This is a genomic window from Solibacillus sp. FSL K6-4121 (genome assembly GCF_038002585.1).
GTDB lineage: Bacteria > Bacillota > Bacilli > Bacillales_A > Planococcaceae > Solibacillus > Solibacillus faecavium.
In genome coordinates this window covers 22,339-39,568 of record NZ_JBBOCS010000001.1, presented here as the reverse complement: position 1 = coordinate 39,568, position 17,230 = coordinate 22,339, and the positions used below count along the sequence as shown (strand labels likewise).

At 33.8% G+C, this 17,230-nt stretch carries 23 protein-coding genes; 16 read left to right on the top strand and 7 right to left on the bottom strand.

The window, feature by feature from the left end; genetic code table 11:
- The first annotated feature begins 2 nt into the window (after positions 1 to 2).
- The 9 genes from MHH95_RS00250 to MHH95_RS00210 all read left to right on the top strand — a co-directional run bounded on the left by MHH95_RS00250 (position 3) and on the right by MHH95_RS00210 (position 5,757).
- A complete protein-coding gene (locus MHH95_RS00250) occupies positions 3 to 743 on the top strand; it encodes a metal ABC transporter ATP-binding protein (protein WP_340725976.1) in 741 nt (246 codons plus the stop codon).
- Positions 740 to 1,615 carry a metal ABC transporter permease gene (locus MHH95_RS00245; RefSeq protein WP_340725975.1) on the top strand — a complete coding sequence of 292 codons (876 nt, stop codon included), beginning with the start codon at positions 740 to 742 and terminating at the stop codon, positions 1,613 to 1,615. The genes MHH95_RS00250 and MHH95_RS00245 overlap by 4 nt, the downstream gene beginning before the upstream one ends.
- Positions 1,612 to 2,472 (top strand): metal ABC transporter permease, encoded by an 861-nt coding sequence (locus MHH95_RS00240; protein ID WP_340725974.1) that lies wholly within the window; start codon positions 1,612 to 1,614, stop codon positions 2,470 to 2,472. Before MHH95_RS00245 ends, MHH95_RS00240 begins: the two co-directional genes overlap by 4 nt.
- 604 nt (positions 2,473 to 3,076) lie before the next feature.
- The gene (locus tag MHH95_RS00235) at positions 3,077 to 3,286 is read left to right on the top strand and encodes a helix-turn-helix transcriptional regulator (protein WP_445682998.1); all 210 of its coding nucleotides are present in this window, start codon (positions 3,077 to 3,079) and stop codon (positions 3,284 to 3,286) included.
- Positions 3,283 to 3,645, top strand: coding sequence for a hypothetical protein (locus tag MHH95_RS00230; protein WP_340725972.1), 363 nt, complete (start codon positions 3,283 to 3,285; stop codon positions 3,643 to 3,645). Before MHH95_RS00235 ends, MHH95_RS00230 begins: the two co-directional genes overlap by 4 nt.
- A 12-nt stretch (positions 3,646 to 3,657) precedes the next feature.
- Positions 3,658 to 3,936, top strand: coding sequence for a DUF3784 domain-containing protein (locus MHH95_RS00225; RefSeq protein ID WP_340725971.1), 279 nt, complete (start codon positions 3,658 to 3,660; stop codon positions 3,934 to 3,936).
- A 4-nt stretch (positions 3,937 to 3,940) separates the two neighbouring features.
- The gene (locus MHH95_RS00220; protein ID WP_340725970.1) at positions 3,941 to 4,402 is read left to right on the top strand and encodes a GNAT family N-acetyltransferase; all 462 of its coding nucleotides are present in this window, start codon (positions 3,941 to 3,943) and stop codon (positions 4,400 to 4,402) included.
- A gap of 171 nt (positions 4,403 to 4,573) precedes the next feature.
- Positions 4,574 to 5,059 (top strand): GNAT family N-acetyltransferase, encoded by a 486-nt coding sequence (locus MHH95_RS00215; protein WP_340725969.1) that lies wholly within the window; start codon positions 4,574 to 4,576, stop codon positions 5,057 to 5,059.
- A 140-nt stretch (positions 5,060 to 5,199) separates the two neighbouring features.
- Positions 5,200 to 5,757, top strand: coding sequence for a histidine phosphatase family protein (locus tag MHH95_RS00210; protein WP_340725968.1), 558 nt, complete (start codon positions 5,200 to 5,202; stop codon positions 5,755 to 5,757).
- 313 nt (positions 5,758 to 6,070) lie between these two features.
- Here the strand turns inward: MHH95_RS00210 and MHH95_RS00205 are convergent, their stop codons facing one another.
- Positions 6,071 to 6,247, bottom strand: a complete 177-nt coding sequence (locus MHH95_RS00205) for a hypothetical protein (RefSeq protein ID WP_340725967.1) — start codon at positions 6,245 to 6,247, stop codon at positions 6,071 to 6,073.
- 845 nt (positions 6,248 to 7,092) lie between these two features.
- Between MHH95_RS00205 and MHH95_RS00200 the strand changes: the two genes are divergently transcribed.
- Complete coding sequence (locus MHH95_RS00200; RefSeq protein ID WP_340725966.1) at positions 7,093 to 7,632, top strand: GNAT family N-acetyltransferase; 540 nt, start codon at positions 7,093 to 7,095, stop codon at positions 7,630 to 7,632.
- Positions 7,633 to 7,951: 319 nt separating this feature from the next.
- Here MHH95_RS00200 and MHH95_RS00195 read toward each other — a convergent pair whose 3' ends face one another.
- Positions 7,952 to 8,926: a papain-like cysteine protease family protein gene (locus MHH95_RS00195; RefSeq protein WP_340725965.1), complete on the bottom strand. Its 975-nt coding sequence runs from the start codon at positions 8,924 to 8,926 to the stop codon at positions 7,952 to 7,954.
- A 266-nt stretch (positions 8,927 to 9,192) separates the two neighbouring features.
- Here MHH95_RS00195 and MHH95_RS00190 point away from each other — a divergent pair, with 266 nt between their 5' ends.
- Together MHH95_RS00190 and MHH95_RS00185 are read left to right on the top strand one after the other, a co-directional pair.
- Entirely contained in the window at positions 9,193 to 10,161 is a 969-nt protein-coding gene (locus MHH95_RS00190; RefSeq protein WP_340725964.1) for a hypothetical protein, read from the top strand.
- Between the two features lie 168 nt (positions 10,162 to 10,329).
- The gene (locus MHH95_RS00185) at positions 10,330 to 10,734 is read left to right on the top strand and encodes a hypothetical protein (RefSeq protein ID WP_340725963.1); all 405 of its coding nucleotides are present in this window, start codon (positions 10,330 to 10,332) and stop codon (positions 10,732 to 10,734) included.
- 143 nt (positions 10,735 to 10,877) lie between these two features.
- Here the strand turns inward: MHH95_RS00185 and MHH95_RS00180 are convergent, their stop codons facing one another.
- The 3 genes from MHH95_RS00180 to MHH95_RS00170 form a co-directional block, all read right to left on the bottom strand.
- Positions 10,878 to 11,591, bottom strand: a complete 714-nt coding sequence (locus MHH95_RS00180) for a hypothetical protein (RefSeq protein ID WP_340725962.1) — start codon at positions 11,589 to 11,591, stop codon at positions 10,878 to 10,880.
- Complete coding sequence (locus MHH95_RS00175) at positions 11,578 to 12,282, bottom strand: hypothetical protein (protein WP_340725961.1); 705 nt, start codon at positions 12,280 to 12,282, stop codon at positions 11,578 to 11,580. Before MHH95_RS00175 ends, MHH95_RS00180 begins: the two co-directional genes overlap by 14 nt.
- A gap of 63 nt (positions 12,283 to 12,345) precedes the next feature.
- On the bottom strand, positions 12,346 to 12,843 hold the full coding sequence (locus MHH95_RS00170; protein WP_340725960.1) for a hypothetical protein: 498 nt from the start codon (positions 12,841 to 12,843) through the stop codon (positions 12,346 to 12,348).
- A 272-nt stretch (positions 12,844 to 13,115) separates the two neighbouring features.
- Between MHH95_RS00170 and MHH95_RS00165 the strand changes: the two genes are divergently transcribed.
- Positions 13,116 to 13,457 carry a GNAT family N-acetyltransferase gene (locus tag MHH95_RS00165; RefSeq protein ID WP_340727281.1) on the top strand — a complete coding sequence of 114 codons (342 nt, stop codon included), beginning with the start codon at positions 13,116 to 13,118 and terminating at the stop codon, positions 13,455 to 13,457.
- Positions 13,458 to 13,605: 148 nt separating this feature from the next.
- Here the strand turns inward: MHH95_RS00165 and MHH95_RS00160 are convergent, their stop codons facing one another.
- The gene (locus tag MHH95_RS00160; protein WP_340725959.1) at positions 13,606 to 13,791 is read right to left on the bottom strand and encodes a hypothetical protein; all 186 of its coding nucleotides are present in this window, start codon (positions 13,789 to 13,791) and stop codon (positions 13,606 to 13,608) included.
- A gap of 295 nt (positions 13,792 to 14,086) precedes the next feature.
- On the opposite strand from MHH95_RS00160, the gene MHH95_RS00155 reads away from it, so the two are divergent.
- Both MHH95_RS00155 and MHH95_RS00150 read left to right on the top strand, forming a co-directional pair.
- On the top strand, positions 14,087 to 14,566 hold the full coding sequence (locus MHH95_RS00155) for a hypothetical protein (RefSeq protein WP_340725958.1): 480 nt from the start codon (positions 14,087 to 14,089) through the stop codon (positions 14,564 to 14,566).
- Between the two features lie 134 nt (positions 14,567 to 14,700).
- Complete coding sequence (locus MHH95_RS00150; protein ID WP_340725957.1) at positions 14,701 to 15,285, top strand: hypothetical protein; 585 nt, start codon at positions 14,701 to 14,703, stop codon at positions 15,283 to 15,285.
- Positions 15,286 to 15,450: 165 nt separating this feature from the next.
- Here the strand turns inward: MHH95_RS00150 and MHH95_RS00145 are convergent, their stop codons facing one another.
- Positions 15,451 to 15,900: a GNAT family N-acetyltransferase gene (locus MHH95_RS00145; protein ID WP_340725956.1), complete on the bottom strand. Its 450-nt coding sequence runs from the start codon at positions 15,898 to 15,900 to the stop codon at positions 15,451 to 15,453.
- Between the two features lie 231 nt (positions 15,901 to 16,131).
- On the opposite strand from MHH95_RS00145, the gene MHH95_RS00140 reads away from it, so the two are divergent.
- Complete coding sequence (locus MHH95_RS00140; RefSeq protein WP_340725955.1) at positions 16,132 to 17,163, top strand: S66 family peptidase; 1,032 nt, start codon at positions 16,132 to 16,134, stop codon at positions 17,161 to 17,163.
- Positions 17,164 to 17,230 lie beyond the last annotated feature (67 nt).

Sequence of the window (17,230 nt, the reverse complement as noted above, 5' to 3'; positions counted from 1 at the left end):
TTATGGAAGCATTGTCGGTTCAACAACTACAAGTTGCTTATGATAAAAAAATTGTGTTAAAGAACATTAATGTGAATGTACCTGAAGGGCATTTAACAGCTATTATCGGTCCAAATGGTGCAGGGAAATCAACATTTCTTAAAGCGGTTTTAAATCAGCTACAAAATAAGCAAGGTGCTGTTCAAATACTAGGAAAGCCTTATAAGCCAAAAGATGGTGTTGTAGGGTATGTCCCACAGCGCAATGCAGTAGACTGGGATTTCCCAACGACTGCCCTTGATGTTGTACTAATGGGAAGATATGGTCATGGCGGGCTATTTAAATGGATTAACAAGAAGGACCGTCAAAAAGCGATGGATGCGTTAGTAAGTGTTAATATGCAAGACTTTGCGGATCGTTCTATCGGTGAACTATCAGGTGGTCAACAGCAGCGTGTGTTTTTGGCGAGAGCACTAGCACAGGAGGCGCAAGTGTACTTTTTAGACGAACCGTTTGCTGGTGTAGACGTAGCGACAGAAAAAATGATTATTGAAATTTTAAAGAGACTTCGTAATGAAGGGAAAAGTATTTTTGTTGTCCACCACGATTTACAAACCGTAGAAGATTATTTTGATTACACGGTTTTACTAAATGAAACTATATTAGCAGCTGGACCATTAAAAACAACATTTACTGCGGAAAATCTTCAAAAAACGTATGGTGGAAGCCTCGTTTTATTTAATAAAGAAGGCGAACTCGTATGATTAGTGGGAATCTACTATGGATTTTAGTGGGCACGATGCTACTCGGCCTTGCAGCAGGTGTCATTGGGACATTTTCATTTTTACAAAAACAAAGCTTAATTGGGGATGCTGCAGCACATGCAGCATTACCAGGAGTTGCTTTAGCATTTTTACTTACTGGTGAGAAGGATTTGCCGATTCTTATGCTTGGAGCGGTCATTACATCTACATTAGCTGTCTATAGCATTCAAGGCATTGTGCAATACTCAAAGCTAAAGGCAGATGCAGCAATTGGGTTAGTACTATCTGTGTTCTTTGGAATAGGCATTGTCTTTTTAACGATTGTGAATCGCCAGCCAGGCGGCAATCAAAGTGGGTTAAGTGACTTTATTTTTGGTAAAGCAGCAGCTATGACAAAAAGTGATTTATATTGGTTGGTTTTCTGTGCAGGTCTTATATTATTGGTCAGTGTGTTACTCCAAAAGCAGTGGAAGTTAATGATTTTTGATCCGGTTTATGCGAAAAGCATCGGACTACCTGTACACATGTTGAAAATTACTTTAACGGCATTGATTGTTTTAGCGATTGTCACAGGGATTCAAGCAGTAGGGGTTATTTTAATGTCGGCTTTATTAATTATCCCAGCAGTAACGGCAAAACTTTGGGCAAAAACCGTTGTGGGAATGCTAATTTTTAGTGGGCTATTAGGTGGCTTTTCTGGTGTAATAGGAACTTATATTAGCTCCTTAAAAACAGGTTTATCAACAGGTCCCGTGATTGTGCTGGTGTCAGCACTTGCCTTTATCCTTTCCTATTTCATTAGTCCAAGAGCAGGTTTAATTCGAAAATACCTGCATAAGAGACGAATGCAACGTGAGGGGGATGCAGTATGATTGAGTTTTGGGTCGTTTTAACAGGTGTATTAGTAGGCATCACGTGTAGTATTGCAGGGGTATTTTTAGTGTTACGGAAAATGTCTATGATAGCAGATGCCATTAGTCATACAGTACTTTTCGGTATTGTTATTTCATTTATTGTGACACAAACATTGTCTGGTGTGACGATGTTCATCGGAGCTGCACTCGCAGGCTTATTAACGGCATTTTTAGTGCAATACTTACGTTCCAATGGGATTCAAGAGGACGCCGCCATCGGGATTATTTTTACAACACTTTTTGCGATTAGTGTGCTGTTAATTACACTGTTTGCGGGGGATGTTCATTTAGATGTAGAGCATGTATTAATGGGAGAAATTGCATTTGTTCCATGGGATAAACTCACATTGTTTGGGATTGAAATGCCAAAAGCAGTTTGGATGCTAGGCAGTGCATTACTAATCAATATCATTATTTTAACGTTGTTTTTCAAACAGTTTAAATTATCGACCTTTGATCCGGTATATGCAGCCTCGATTGGACTACCGATAGTTTTCATGCATTATTTGTTCATGCTGATGATTTCAATGACAACGGTATCGGCCTTTGATAGTGTAGGTGCGATATTAGTTATTGCAATGCTGATTGGACCAGCTGCGACAGCCTACTTAATCAGTCGTTCATTAAAGCAAATGTTTGCCTATGCGATTAGCTTTGGCGTCATGGCAGCTATTGGCGGGTATTATGTAGCGAAATGGTTCGATACATCCATCGCTGGTATGATGGCTGTTATGATCGGGATTATTTTTATCGTTGTATTATCCTCACAAATAATTCGCCGGATATTCATTAAAAGCAGATTGTCAGCTAATTAGATTGAGCGTGATTCTTTAACAAGGATCACGCTTTTTTCTTAGGTATGGTTCCAAAGCTTTTGTATATTGAATTTCGTAATGAGATAAATAGAGGAATGAATTTCCCTTATTTTTAAAATAACATAAAAAATAGTGAAAATAAGGGAAGGAAATTCCGTTATTGCTCTAAAAAACATGAAATTTCATGGTTTTATTGAAAATAACGGTAGAACGTTCCCTTATTTACCCTAAAATGAACTACTTCCTTCAAATAACGGAAATATATTTCTTTAAAAGTAAATACACATGCCAGACAATCCCTCAGCTAATCATAGCTTTTGGGATTGTCTCTTTGAACATTTACCTGTTGTCATTCTTCTCTTTTCAACCACTCTTCTAATGGCATCATCTTAAAAATTTCCCTCATTCAAAGGTCTAAACTTACTTAATCCATTTCCCCCTGTTCTTTTTGGTTTGCTCTTTTTTTATGTATGGGGTGTAATTTATAATTGACAATTGTAATATATATATTACAATTCATTTATAAGGTAATTTTATCCTTATTTTGAAAATGTCAGCAAAGTGGCGTCTTTATTTTGGGGAAGGAGGTTTTGAATTGAAAGAGGTGCAAATAAAAAACCGCGTTAAATTAAGACGAATGGAACTTGGGAATTTAACGCAGGGAGATTTGGCGAAGCAAATTGGTGTCACGAGACAAACGATGAATTTAATTGAAGCACAAAAATACAATCCTACGATTAAAGTATGTTTACTTATTGCTGATGTATTGGATACGTCAATTGAGAAATTATTTTGGATGGAGGAGGAAGCATGAAGAAATTATTCACTTATGTACCGGTTATTTGTTTAATAATGGTGATTTTATTTATTGAGAGTACGATGATGAAATGGATTCTTTTAGTAGGAATAGGCGCTTTAATTGTATTTGCTAAATTCAAGCGAAATAAATTGCTACAGGAAGAGATTGTAACGGATGACCGCGTAAATGCTAATATTTCAACGTGGTCTTTACGAAGTATGTTTGGTTTAAATACGCTATTAATCGTGATTTTGTTTGTTGATAACCAAGGCATTTTTAACTTGAATTTTAATATGGAAATGATTTTAGTGTATTTGTTAATTACCTTATGTATTCCTTTTTATATTGTACCAGCAGTATTAAAACATTATTAGGAGGCGTTTGTATTGGAGATAAATTTAATCGTAATGGGAGCCGTATTCGTAGCAATTGGTTATTTGGTTGGGGTGAAAAAACTCACTTGGTTACTAGCAGGTTATAACGAAAAAAGAGTAACTAATAAAAAGAAATTGGCCATGTTAGTCGGAGTAACATTTGCTGTTTTGGGACTGGGTTTACTGGTTTTCGGATTAATTGGCTTTGAACAAGCTGAGACGATTATGATGGTAGCTGTTGGTATTATTTTACTTGAAGTCGTATATGTAAACGCAGTGATGGTCGAGTAAAATTATGATGCGTTACACTATAAGATTAGCCAATGAAAACGATTTGTCTGGTTTATGTAGTATTAGAAATAATAGAGATTTATTTGAGAATTACTTAGAGAATAAAGATATTTATTTGGTAATTGCTGAACAAAATGCACTTATAGTAGGTTTTGGAGTGCTTAAAATTAAAGGTACCTTACACCCAAAATTAAGTGACCTGTATGTAAAAGAGGATTATCGGGGAAATGGCATAGGTTCAGATTTAATAAGATATAGAGAAAATCTTGCAAGGAATTTAGGGTATGCGGAGATATTTGTTAGTGTTGATCCAATAGAGAATCCTAAAATGATAAAGTTAATTAAAAAGCATCTCTATGAAACAATTTCAGAACCATATACAAAGAAAGCAATTTTTTATAATAGTGATGGTTCTTCTTATGATAAAACCTACAAAAGAATTGATTTAAGGAAGTTGTTGAACTAATAGAGTGCATCAGTCACGATGGCGCAATTCTTGAAAAGGAATTGCGCTTTCTTTAGGAATCTGGATACTTTTCATGAATAAGATAATTGGATATTTATGTTAAAATGTAGGGGTGAATGTTAATTACACTTTGCTATGGATGAAACGCTTTAGTTCAGGAGGGGAGTTTGTATGGACTTTACAATTCGTAAAATGCAATCAGAAGATATAAAACAAGTACAAGATGTAGCAAAAACAAGTTGGAATGCTACTTATGACGGAATAATTCCTTTAGAGGTGCAAGAGAAATTCTTGAAAACTGCTTATAGTAATGAAAGAATGCAACAACGTTTAGAGCAATCTTTTCTCTTCGTGGCAGAGAGAGCAGGTAAAATTGTTGGATTCGCTAACTTTTCTCCAGTAAGAGAAGATGGTAAAGCTGAATTAGGTGCTATTTATCTCTATCCGGAAGAACAAGGTAAAGGAATAGGCTCAGCATTGTTACAACAAGGAATCGATAATTTAGACGGTATAAAAGAGATTTATATCAACGTAGAAAAGGACAATAAAATAGGAAAGACATTTTATGAAGCAAAAGGTTTTGAAGTTGTGAAAGAATTTGATGATGAATTTGATGGGCATATTTTAAAAACGGTACGAATGGTTTTAAAAGTTTAAATCTAATTGGATAAGCGTTTAGTATTCTTTCATGGGGTGAAAGGAGACAGGTTGTTGACTATCATTCTTTTTTGAAAACAGTTTATTTATTGCGAGAGGGCTTACAAAATAATGTACTTAAATGACAGGAAGCTGATAAATTGACTAATTTATATTTTGTTAGGCACGCACATTCTATATATACACCTGATGAATTAAATAGACCTTTATCGGAAAAAGGTTTTGCTGATGCAGCAGTTGTTACTAAATTATTAAAAACTGAGGAAATTGGTATTGTTGTGTCCAGTCCGTATAAACGAGCTATTCAAACAGTCAAAGGCATAGCGGAATACATAAACACAGAAGTTGAAATTATAGATGGTTTGAAAGAACGTACTTTAACCACAGTCCCAGCCAACGATTTTACTCTTGCAATAACAAAAGTATGGGAGGACTACAATTTTTCATGGGAGGGTGGAGAGTCTAACATCGTCGCTCAAAAAAGAGGTGTAGAAACCACTTTGAATATATTAGAGAAATACAAAGGGGAAAATGTTGTTATCGGAACACATGGAAATATAATGGTCTTAATCATGAATTATTTTGATAGCCAGTATGATTTTTCTTTTTGGCAAAATCTCGCTATGCCAGATATATATAAATTAACTTTTAATGGCAAAGTGCTAGAAAACGTAGAAAGAATGTGGGGAAGAATATAATATAATTGTTCGACAATCCGGCCAGATTGTTGAATACCATTTTTTCTAGGTGATTGTTAGAAAAGATGCGGAATTATAACGTTAAGTGATTAGCTATACAAGTTTTTATGTAAATTAAAGAACAAGCACAGAAAGTATAAAAGTTGCTGGATCATTCATTTGCGCCATTTGTATAAAAACTCTATAAGCAATAATCCTCAAAAAAAGCACGAACGGTGATTTTACAACATGTGTGCCATTCTAGTGTCTTCCCAAACTTTCATTTGGGAACGTTATTTGCAATTATTTTGTATATGTTATAAATCTTTAATAACTAATTTTTCTTAATGAAATTTCTGCTCGATATAAAATAAGCAGTACCAACTATAAATAACCCCGTGTTAAGCCACATTACTATGCCATTCCATTCGTTATTAAACAAGGTCATATTTATTAGGTTTACGAAAAATATTGCAGCTAAAATAACGTACAGCCCTGTTATTTCTTTCATTTCTACACCTCCAAAAAAGCGTCAATTTTTTAATAAAAAAAATACTCCCAAAGCGTCCTTTCGTAACATTAAGCCATTCAGAACAGATGGATCGAACAGTCTTCTTTAAAATTACTTTTGCAGCGTCTCAGAGTGTTATTTCAATCCAGTCTCTCGATTTTACATTTTTAACCTTTATAGTAACATTTAAAATTATGGAATAAAAGCACCTAAGGCTCCCAAAGCGATGTTTGGGAATATTAATTTCATAAACTTTTGGACGAATAAAACTAAGGGCATTCGTTATTCAACAAAACGTAAACTGAATTCGGTTCATTATCGGTAATGTTCACAAGATATATTTCACATTCATCTAGAGTTTCCATTGATTCAGCTGCTTCTAATAGAATATTAACCATTTCTTCTTTTTTCTTCTTGAACAATAAACTTATTAAGTAGGCTAAATTTATTCATTTCATTCTCCTAAATTTGTCATTAGTTAAGTAATTCTATATTCCAATTCCATTCTCCTATTCTTTCCATAAAAAAGGTATTAAAACTACTTCAACTAATCAGGTTCATCGGTCTATAACAATATTTATAATGTAATGCGTTATTCCACAATCGGGTGATTCTTTAATAAGGATCACGTCACTTTTCATTAAAGGACCAGGTAGTTGAATAACAGTTTTTTGTGCAATATTAACAAACATCGCTTTGGGAGCTTTATTCTTCAACTAACGCAGCAATTCAGTTGAAGAAGGATATGCTAAAATAAAGTCATGAGCTAATTAGTAATTTAGGAGATAATTATGAATAAAATCTACCTGTCAGCGAATTTATATTTTCGGAAGTAGGGAAGAAAAATGATTGAATTAAAAAAGATTACCCACCATAATTTTGAGGCAGTGTTGAAGTTAAGCATAACAGACGAGCAGAAAGGAAATGTCGATTCCAGTATATATTGTTTGGCTAAAGCATATGTAAAGATACTCAACGACGAAAAACCTCCTATGATCTTCGCTATATGCAACAATGATGAAGTCATTGGATATGTCGATATTGGATTTTACGAACTGGCTGAAGGTTCACTTTTATGTATAAAATATGGAGATAAATCTACTTATGGACTTAATCGCTTTATGATTGATAAAAAGCATCAAGGCAAAGGATTTGGCAAACAAGCAATGATGAAAGTTATTGATTACATAAAGTCGTTTCCACAAGGAAAAGCCGATGCAGTTGCTACATCATATTGGATGGTAAACGATGCCGCTCGGAAGTTGTTTGCGTCTATCGGTTTCATTGAAACAGGAGCGATATGGGATGGACAAACAGGGGATAATTGGAATGCAGAAAGAAAAGATATAGAGTATGCAGAAGTAGGTGCCAGACTCGGATTATAAAGTATGGAACATTGTTTATACTTGATTTATGCAGTTTCATATTGATGTATAAAATTTTGATCAATCTTTTTTCAAATTAAATTCTTCTTTTTTACCTTAAAATAAGGATTTACGAAGTGTTTTTGCTCAGAATTTTTTTCAAAGCTACATTTGTTTTATTAAAATACATGCCTAATTCTAAATACAGAACTTTTAGAACCTTCTCATGGTTTAAGTGGAATATTGGTTATTGCAGAGGTAAACGTCAAATAATGTCCATCTAGTTTTTTAGTGGACGTTATTTGACGCATTTGACTGAATCGGGTTTTTGAAGTATATATTATTTTACAACGTCTACAACAACGTACGGCTGTAATTGGTATGGTTTTGGTGCGATATTGCGGTCATTCCACATACCGAACCAACGCTCTAATGGGTAGAAGTAATAACCATCTTGCCAATGATCTGATGTATCATATGGATCAGCAAAAATTAACATATCATCGCCGATACCTGGTGTACCGTTGTTATCATAACCAATAATTGCTTGCCAATGACCACCCCAGTCAGCCCACTCTACCATAATTGGACGGTCGTTTTCTAAATGACCTGTTAACCATTTTACGAAGTAGCTATCCTTAGCATCTGAAACCCATTTTTCTGTTTCGTTTGAGTTTTCTGATGCGTATAAGCTATTCCATGTAAATGTTTCTGGTAAATTGCCAACGTTAGAGCCAGTTGCACTGCCATCTGCTTGAATTAAATCAGACTCTTTGTAGTCTGCACGGTAGCTAGATTCTACAACTTCAAAGCCTTCTAAGTTTTCAAAGAATGTGTGAATTCGGCTAACATCTGAACCGTATTCATGGAAGCTATTTGCAGAGCCTGGTTTTGCACCTTCAACATCAAGGTCTGTGTGTGCTTTCATTGCTTCAGCGATGTCCATTTCTGTCATGTCTTCTTTGCCAAAGTGATGAAGCACCATCAATGAAGTTGCTGGGCCGCAAGACCATTCCGTTGTTTGTTGGAACGTTTTAAAGTTTTCAATGATTGTTAAGTTTTCATCCGATTTCTTGTTGTAGAAATCTGGTGTTTTGTAGTAGCGTGATTCTGCATTGTCGCCTGCATTGTCATATGCATCTGCGCCACCATTTGCATCATAATCTTCGCCTTTAATGGTTGTTGGTTTAACTGCCACAGTAGTTTCTGCTGACGCTTTCGTGTCGACTTTAGCCTCCGTGTTTTCTTTCTCGTCTCCTGAGCATGCACCGAGTAGTAATACAGATGCTAAAACTGCTGTAAGGGTTTTTTTCATTTATCATTCCGCCTTTTAATAGTTTTGTATCAAATATTTGATACAAAAAAACATTATATACATTTTAGGGGAGAGAGCAATAGGTTTAAGAAAGTGCGGAATATTATATTTATTAGCAGTAGGTATAAAATCGAATTTGAAAATACACTACAATTTTATAACTACGTTAACAACAAACCATGAAATTAAGGGTGACTAATATATTGGACTTATGAATGATTTAATATGAGTTTCTTTATGTAAAAATTGGATGAGGGGGGATTTAAGTGATTAATGAAGTTTTATTTGGTGAAATAAAAGAAGCTCAAAAATATACGAATTTCGTAATATTAATGCCTACATTACCTGAAACATATAATCTTAAAAATATTACATTAAAAAAAGAAACGAATAAGCAACGTTCTTCAATTCGTTTTGAAATACATAGTAAAGGAAAAGTCCTTCGCATTAAACAATTTTTTTATGATTGGGCGATACCTGTAATTACAGCGGATACGAATTTAATTCAGCAAGGGAAGTCTTTTGAAATAGAAGGTATAGTCGGTTTTATTGGTATCGATTACAAAGGTAATCAAGCTGCTTGTTTTTGTAGATGGTTCACTAATATTGAACTCTCTGTAATAGAAGGTAATTTTGATGAAAAAGAAATTATAATGATATTAGAAGGTTTAAAAGCAGTTGATAACGATTCAATTCGCACAATAGGTGAACAGTCTTATACTACCTGTAGTTACACCGCTCGTTATAACAAATCGAAATGGGATATAGATGATGAAGTTTCTCGTGTAACTTGGTATGAGGCTAACGAGAATATAGGAATTGAAGAGAATCTAAGAATAAAAATCCCAAAGATATATAATGAATTTAATTTAGACTCAATAGGTTATAAAGAAAATGAAGCTGGGTCAGAGTATCATTTTTTATATCGTACACGAGAAGATTTTACAAACGGGTTTTGGCTGTGGATTGCTCCTAGAGAATTATCAGATCCGATTCCTCAGTTTACAGGTCATAAAATTGGAACGAGGCAGAGTTGGAATATCAAAAAAGTGAGTGGATCTATTTTACACATCCCAGTTAATGAAATTATTTTGTGTCGACAAAATACCAAATATAAAAGCTGGATGGTCCATTGGGAGAAAGATAACTATATTTATCACTTTTATTCTAGAGCTAGTATAAAAAATAATATTCGGGAGTTCCAATCATTTTTTTCGGAATTATATTCTCAGTAAAGAAATATTACGGAAACCAAAGGGTATTGGAGACCTCTAAATAAAGCAATTCCTTATGATGGAGAAAAAAATGAAATTTCATTTGGCTCAGAATGTAAATTAGAATTTGTAAAAATCAAGTAAGTTTATTTCCTTTTATTCAGTCATATCCTTAGATTAAAAAAGGAAGTGTATAAACTGAAAAAGGATAGAATTGCTTTAGTCGGAGCCGTAGTAATTTTAATTGTAGGAACCTTCTTATTTATCAATAACTCTTCGTCAAAAGGAACAGCATCTGAAGTTCCACCTATAGTAAGTTCTGAGGAAATGGAGAATTTCCTATATGGAGATAATGGAATCGTGAATCATGTGCATAATGAATTATCGGAAAAAGGTTATAAATACCGTCTTTTAATTGCTGCTTATTCGAAAGAAGATATTCAGATGAAAATTATCTTATTAAATAAAGAAGCTACAGAATTAGAGCAAGAAGAGATAAAATCCATCTTCTATGAATTAGTTAAAAAAAACAATCTAAACCCAAAAGCTTTTACTCTTAAAGTGAGTGATTCTGATGATGGACCAGATTGGTAAAGGTTCAGATTTCATTAAACTAGCTAACTTAAGCTGATACTTATTCCACAATCGAGCGCTTTCCTTGAAGAAGGAAAGTCCTTTTTTGCGACGCACATAAAAACATGAAGTATGGAATTCTTCTTTTCCACACTTCATGTCAATTATTGAATCCTATCCAAATCATAATACATGATAAACTCTAATGTCGTCTCCGCTTTCCCTGTCCAATAACTTTCTGTGCCATTTGTCTCGAAATCTTCAAAATTATATTCGGCCGCAATTAAATAATTCGGATTGTAATTGAAAAATGAGAACATAGAATTATTTGTTACGCCAGCGGACTTATCAAGCTCAGCCATTAGTTTAGACCATTGTTCTGGCACTTTTGTAATGCCGTATTCCGACAATGTTATTTCCTCCGTTAATAGTACCTGTGGCGTAAAGAAATGATTATCCCTAGATGAAAGGAAGTTACGCTCACGGTAAAATAGTAACTTCATCGTTGCGTCTTCAGCGGAGCTTCGATTCCACACGATAAAACTTGATGATAAATCTTTTTCATCTAATTGCCAGCGCATTTTTTGATGGGTTGTTAAATTAACTAATTTCCACTTTGCCTTATCCCATTTCCAAAACGACATCGCTTTCGTTCCGTCATAATTTACAAACGGCACGAAGTAATGGTGCTCATCTAATTGGAGCACATCTTGTATTTCTTTTACGTTAAGGGAACTTGTGTAGCTATTCATTTCCTCGACCATTGCTGCTTCAGACAAAAATGACGTTGGCTGTTTAAAGTTTAGCCATAAAAGAATGCCTGCTATAGCGACCACTATGACTACAACAATTCCAATGAAATATTTATTCTTCCTCATTTGCCGTCACCTCCTGTAAAATCGATTCATCGAGGCGGTAATACAAATGTTTAGTCGGTGATGCAATCAGCAGGCCCTTTCCATCCTTCTCCACATAAATCGTTGCCTTCGCCTGACTACCCCATTTCGGCGCTATATTTGCTAAAATGTACGGGAATCGTTCAACCTCAACGCGGTCATCTCCAACACTTTCGTAGTACCAATCCGTATTCACAGGTTGCTCTTTTGCAGCTTTTACTTGCTCGAGGATAGATGTACGAACAGCTATATTGTCATTTGCTGACGGATGAATGCTCAAAATTTCTATGTTTTCCGAATGAGCCATATACGTATGGATATCGTTTTTATCATAAAGAAGAGAATAGAGTGGAATTATTAATAACGTACCTACTAAAAATAAATAATTCGAAAAAAATCCAAACCATGCAAATGTTAAATATGTATTAAAATTAGGCCGCTTTGAAAAAAATAAATAGATGGCTATCACACCTAATGGAATAAGCGCGAAGTGAATTGCCTGTTGCTCAATTGGATAATTTAACGAAAATGCAAATTTACCGACGAAATATACAATGACTGCTTTCCAAATAATCGGCTTTATCTCTTGCTTTTTAAATAACTTAAAACCGATGACAAAAATTAGCAGCCAGCAAAAGCTGTAAACGACTGCTTCTGCGAAATTCATACCCATCAATTACGCCCCCTTTAAGAATAATACGAGTCTTTTTTCATTTATATTTCCTCCAATATTTCCTTAACGAGTCTCGGTTGTTAATTGTTCAAGTGTTTTCCATACAACGATTTTTTCAACTTCTTGTCCGTCACTATCGAATGTAATTTTTAATCTGCGCGAATCATCTGCTTTTACATCACCCAATGAAAATTTAATCACAATTTTTCCTTCGCCATTAATTTCTAAACCATTTATGTCTTTTAATTCTCTGTCATACGATTCGTCACGTAAATCCGTTTTCCTTGATGGTTCTGCTCCGAAAATCTCATACTTTATGCCATCTTCTTCATATGTAGTAAGAGAGTCGGGATAATCTTTAACGAACTCAATCGATTTTAGTGTTATAGGTGATTCACCTGTCCATTTAATGGGCGCTACCATATAAAAAGTTTCCTTTTTCCAATCAGCACCAAATTGCCCTAATAAAAATTCACCTTCAACCTCGTTGACCTGTTCGCTACACCCAGCTAGTGAAACTAAACAAAACAAAATAAATAAATTGAATAATATTCTTTTCATAAAACGCCTCTTCAAAATTTTACCATAAAATGTACTTAGTGAACGCATAGATTTAATGTTCCTAGCGTAATTCTTCAATTAGAAAATTTTATACCATTATAGGGCCATATCGTTGAATATAGGTTTGTATTGAAAAAATTAATTAAACGAAAATGAAATAAAGACATACTGTTTTAAATTCAGTAAAATTATGTAAAAGGACTTTTGGGGGTTAGTACTTGAATATTGTAATTTTAAGTAATACTGCTAAAAAGATTAAAGCGAATGATTTAATGATGTTGTATCAAAATGTAGGTTGGTGGGAGGAAAGAAAACAACAGGATATTGAAGATATGCTACTAAAAGTAAAATCAGTAGGTGCGTGGAAAGACGATACCCTTATTGGTTTCGCAAGAGCTGTTTCAGACGGAAAGTTTAGAGCGTATATTGAAGACGTAGTTATACATAATTCCTATAGAGAGGAAGGTATAGGAACAAAAATGGTATCAAAATTGTTAGATGAGCTATCACATATCGATGTAATCAGTTTGTTTTGTGAAGAAAAGTTATTACCATTCTACGAGAAGAACGGTTTTAAATACAGCAAATCACAATTTATAATGCATAAGAAGTAATCGAGTAAAAAAGTTTAAGGTTCAATAACATCCTATTCATTTAATAGGAGCTATAATTGGAAAAGTATCTTTAACAATCGGGCACGATTCTTTATACGCAAGGTGAAAACAACCAGCAGATAAGTTGCTGGTTGTGATTGGTAACTATTTATTTGTTGTTTTTAACTTGTCGGATTTTCTGATTCATTTTTTTAATATCCGTCTCATTTCCGAATTCTACATTAGAATTCGAACGGGAAGCTTGTCGTTCTTCAGCTTCAATATGTTGGATTATTTGCTTAACTTGGTCACCATCAGTCCCAAATCTTTCATGTGCTTTTTTGTTGTTTACCATGGCTTTCACCTCCTGAATTTAGTCTTTACAGAGGCTTTTTAATTATGCATTTCAAATGATTAATGAAAGGTATTAAAAATTTGGACCATATTGTGGAGTAACTTTTTTTCTTTGGGGATTGTTAGAAAGGATGCAGATTTATAACGATAAAAAAAATCGAGTTTTTCCGTTATAGAGCCACAAGTTGGGATAAAAGTTTTTTATGTTAGCAAATATCGCTTTCTTCAATATTATTTTGTCAAATATAATTATTTTCCACTATTAGTAAGCTTAAGTATATAAATGGAGGTTGTTTATGAATGCTAAAGTTAAAAGTAAAAAAATGTTAGCAAGTATATGCGTTTTGTTTATAGTTGCCCTATTTGTGGCTTTCTTTAGTTTTAACAGTAATACATTAGCCAGCGATGAAGTTTTTAATGATATAGACTTTGAATCAGAATACGTTAATGTGGACGGTTATAAATTGGATCATGAAACAGAAGAGATATTTGTAAAACTTAAGCTGTCGGAGGAGGATAAAACAGCAATTCTGGAAGCTTTTAAGAATTCTAAGTTTGAAATATTATCTAGTTCAGATTTATATGTGGATGAAAACTATTATATCAATATTACATTGAATAAGCGTTATGAGTTAAAACTTGATTCAACTCAAAAAATATTAATATTTGTCTATGAAGATGACAATGATAGCGATCATAAGTACTATAAATTTTCGAATGATAGTGGTTTATTTGAGCTTTTAGAAACAATAACAAAAGAATCACATATTCATTAAATTTCAAGTAGCTAGGACCCATGAAAGAGCTTTTATAGTTAGTGCAATACATGGTATTGAAACGGGCGTATAACCAAACGCATTATTCAATATCGGGCGCTTTTTCTTGAATAAGAAATTAAGGGGAAATAGATGTGAACATTGCAGATTTCAAAGAGAATCTTCTTACCTTAAACGATCTTATTTACTTTGATCAAAATGAATATCTTCGTGAAAAAACCTCCGAACCATTAAAAATACTCCAATTCATTAGCGATGCAGAAGCCTTGCTAAAGGATAGTAATGAAGATGAAAAGTATTTTCTTTATGGTACTTTGGGGAATTTATATAGAATAATCGAACAACCCAAAAAAGCAATTCATAGTTTATCTTATTGTCTTAAACATTCAAAAGAAGAAAGAAATCTTTCAAGAGAAATTGTCTCTTTAATTCGTCTTGGAGAGGCTCTTAAATATGATAATAATCATTTAAAAGCATTGGAAAAATTTAATAAAGCATTGAATCTGTGTAAAGCTAATAAGGTTATTGAATATAAAGACTTTGTATTGCAACATAAAGGTAAATGCCTTATGGAATTAGCACTTTTAAATGAAGCCGAAGAATGCTTTTTAGAAGCATTGGTGTTAAGAAAAACAAAAGGAAATTCCTCTTTGACTGACTCAACTCAACAAGCGTTAAATCTGTTAAAAGAATTGAAACAGCACAGAACCTCTATTTAGAATAACGATAGATAAGATAAATCTTTTTATTCAATGTAGTGTAGTGCTTTAATTTAAAACCCCATAATTGAATAAAAAAAATCCCTTCTTTCAAATTAAAAGTAGGGATTTTTGGTATTTTAATAGACGAAAAGGCCCCGTTCGATAAGGATATTCTATTGACTCTCATTTTATTGTGTACTTAAATAAAAGCTCTCCATTATTCGGGTCTCTCTCGTTCATGAACTCAAACCCTATATTTTTATACAAGTTATAAGCTGCTCTATTTTCCTCAGTGATACTTAAATATATAACGTTTACGCCATATTCTTTTGAAACTACATCAATAAGTTTTATCATCGCAAGTTTTCCATAGCCTTTGCCTTGATGTTTTTCATCAATCATTATTCTATCAATCCAAGTATCTTTATTAAGACCAAATGAACCGTACATAGCAAATCCAATAATTTCATCATCATAATATATAGCTACAGGATGCCATTCATGAAAGTTCTCAGCTTCTTTTAAACACTCATCTACTGTTTCAATAAACTTGTCTTGTCCAGGCTTTAATTTAATAGTTCTAACTTTGTATTCATTAGTATCATCAATATTTTTAAAATGCACATTACTCATATATTACTGTACCTCCACAACTAAAAATTTACTGAATTATACTACCCTGTTAGCTTATTAATATAGATTTTTTTTGATCTCTATATAGTCTATTAAGAATTAATTATAATGCAAATTGGAAAAGATATGTATTAATGTGTTAATATTTGGAATAATATAAATCTCACGAAATAAGAAAGAAGAGCACTTTTCCAATTTCATAATGAATTGAAAATGTTAGGGGGAGTTAATGTGTTAATAAAGCCACAAAAATTGCAGCGGGGAGATCGGGTTGCTACAGTAAGTCCTTCTTGGGGTGGGGCAGGTGAACCAACACTTAAATGGCGATATGAACAAGGTGTAAAGCGGTTGGAGGAAGTTTTTGGACTAGAGGTGATCCCAATGCCGAATAGTTTGAAAGGTGGAGAATATCTTTATGAAAATCCACAAGCACGAGCTGAAGATTTAATGACGGCATTTAAGGATGAGCGTATCAAGGGAATCGTTGCAAATATTGGTGGAGACGATAGTATTCGCTTACTCCCTTATATTGATTTTGATGTTATACGTAACAACCCAAAAATATTGATGGGTTATTCCGATGTGACCATTTCCCATTTATTTTGTCACAAAGCAGGTATTTCTTCATTTTATGGGCCAGCAATTTTAACTGATTTTGCAGAAAACGTGGAGATGGACCCTTATACAATTGAGATGATAAATCGAACGCTGTTCTCAAATGAGATAATCGGTGAAATACAACCTGCAAACGAATGGACGAGTGAGCGTTTGGAATGGGTAGAAGAGAATAAAAATCTTCGCAGGAATATGCGAAAAAATTCAGGTTATGAAGTACTTCAAGGATCAGGTATAGCACAAGGACATTTGATAGGTGGTTGTATTGAAGTTTTAGAGTTTGCTAAAGGAACCGAGATCTGGCCAGCAAAAGAATATTGGGAGAATAGCATCCTTTTCTTTGAAACATCTGAAGAATATCCTGATCCAAATCATATTAAGTATTGGTTGCGAAATTATGCTGCACAAGGCATTCTACAAAAAACGAATGGTATCATTTTTGGTAAGCCACAGGATGAGAAATATTATGATGAATATAAAGAGGTAATTCAAATAGTAATGAAGGAATTAGATATGGAAGACTTACCGATTCTTTATAACTTGAATTTTGGTCATACAGAACCTAAATTTATTTTACCTTATGGCGCAAAGGCAGAAATTAACTGCGAAAAGGGGACGATCAAAATTCTAGAGAGTGGAGTGAAATGAAAGTAAATCACTTTTCTAGAAACGGGAACCTTATAAATTTGAAAAGGAGATGCCGTATTCAAATTGA

Coding starts and splice junctions, on each gene's coding strand:
- MHH95_RS00250 (WP_340725976.1), top strand. CDS start 3: ATGGAAGCATTGTCGGTTCAACAACTACAAGTTGCTTATGATAAAAAA.
- MHH95_RS00245 (WP_340725975.1), top strand. CDS start 740: ATGATTAGTGGGAATCTACTATGGATTTTAGTGGGCACGATGCTACTC.
- MHH95_RS00240 (WP_340725974.1), top strand. CDS start 1,612: ATGATTGAGTTTTGGGTCGTTTTAACAGGTGTATTAGTAGGCATCACG.
- MHH95_RS00230 (WP_340725972.1), top strand. CDS start 3,283: ATGAAGAAATTATTCACTTATGTACCGGTTATTTGTTTAATAATGGTG.
- MHH95_RS00220 (WP_340725970.1), top strand. CDS start 3,941: ATGATGCGTTACACTATAAGATTAGCCAATGAAAACGATTTGTCTGGT.
- MHH95_RS00215 (WP_340725969.1), top strand. CDS start 4,574: ATGGACTTTACAATTCGTAAAATGCAATCAGAAGATATAAAACAAGTA.
- MHH95_RS00205 (WP_340725967.1), bottom strand. CDS start 6,247: ATGAAAGAAATAACAGGGCTGTACGTTATTTTAGCTGCAATATTTTTC.
- MHH95_RS00200 (WP_340725966.1), top strand. CDS start 7,093: ATGATTGAATTAAAAAAGATTACCCACCATAATTTTGAGGCAGTGTTG.
- MHH95_RS00195 (WP_340725965.1), bottom strand. CDS start 8,926: ATGAAAAAAACCCTTACAGCAGTTTTAGCATCTGTATTACTACTCGGT.
- MHH95_RS00180 (WP_340725962.1), bottom strand. CDS start 11,591: ATGAGGAAGAATAAATATTTCATTGGAATTGTTGTAGTCATAGTGGTC.
- MHH95_RS00175 (WP_340725961.1), bottom strand. CDS start 12,282: ATGGGTATGAATTTCGCAGAAGCAGTCGTTTACAGCTTTTGCTGGCTG.
- MHH95_RS00170 (WP_340725960.1), bottom strand. CDS start 12,843: ATGAAAAGAATATTATTCAATTTATTTATTTTGTTTTGTTTAGTTTCA.
- MHH95_RS00165 (WP_340727281.1), top strand. CDS start 13,116: ATGATGTTGTATCAAAATGTAGGTTGGTGGGAGGAAAGAAAACAACAG.
- MHH95_RS00160 (WP_340725959.1), bottom strand. CDS start 13,791: ATGGTAAACAACAAAAAAGCACATGAAAGATTTGGGACTGATGGTGAC.
- MHH95_RS00155 (WP_340725958.1), top strand. CDS start 14,087: ATGAATGCTAAAGTTAAAAGTAAAAAAATGTTAGCAAGTATATGCGTT.
- MHH95_RS00145 (WP_340725956.1), bottom strand. CDS start 15,900: ATGAGTAATGTGCATTTTAAAAATATTGATGATACTAATGAATACAAA.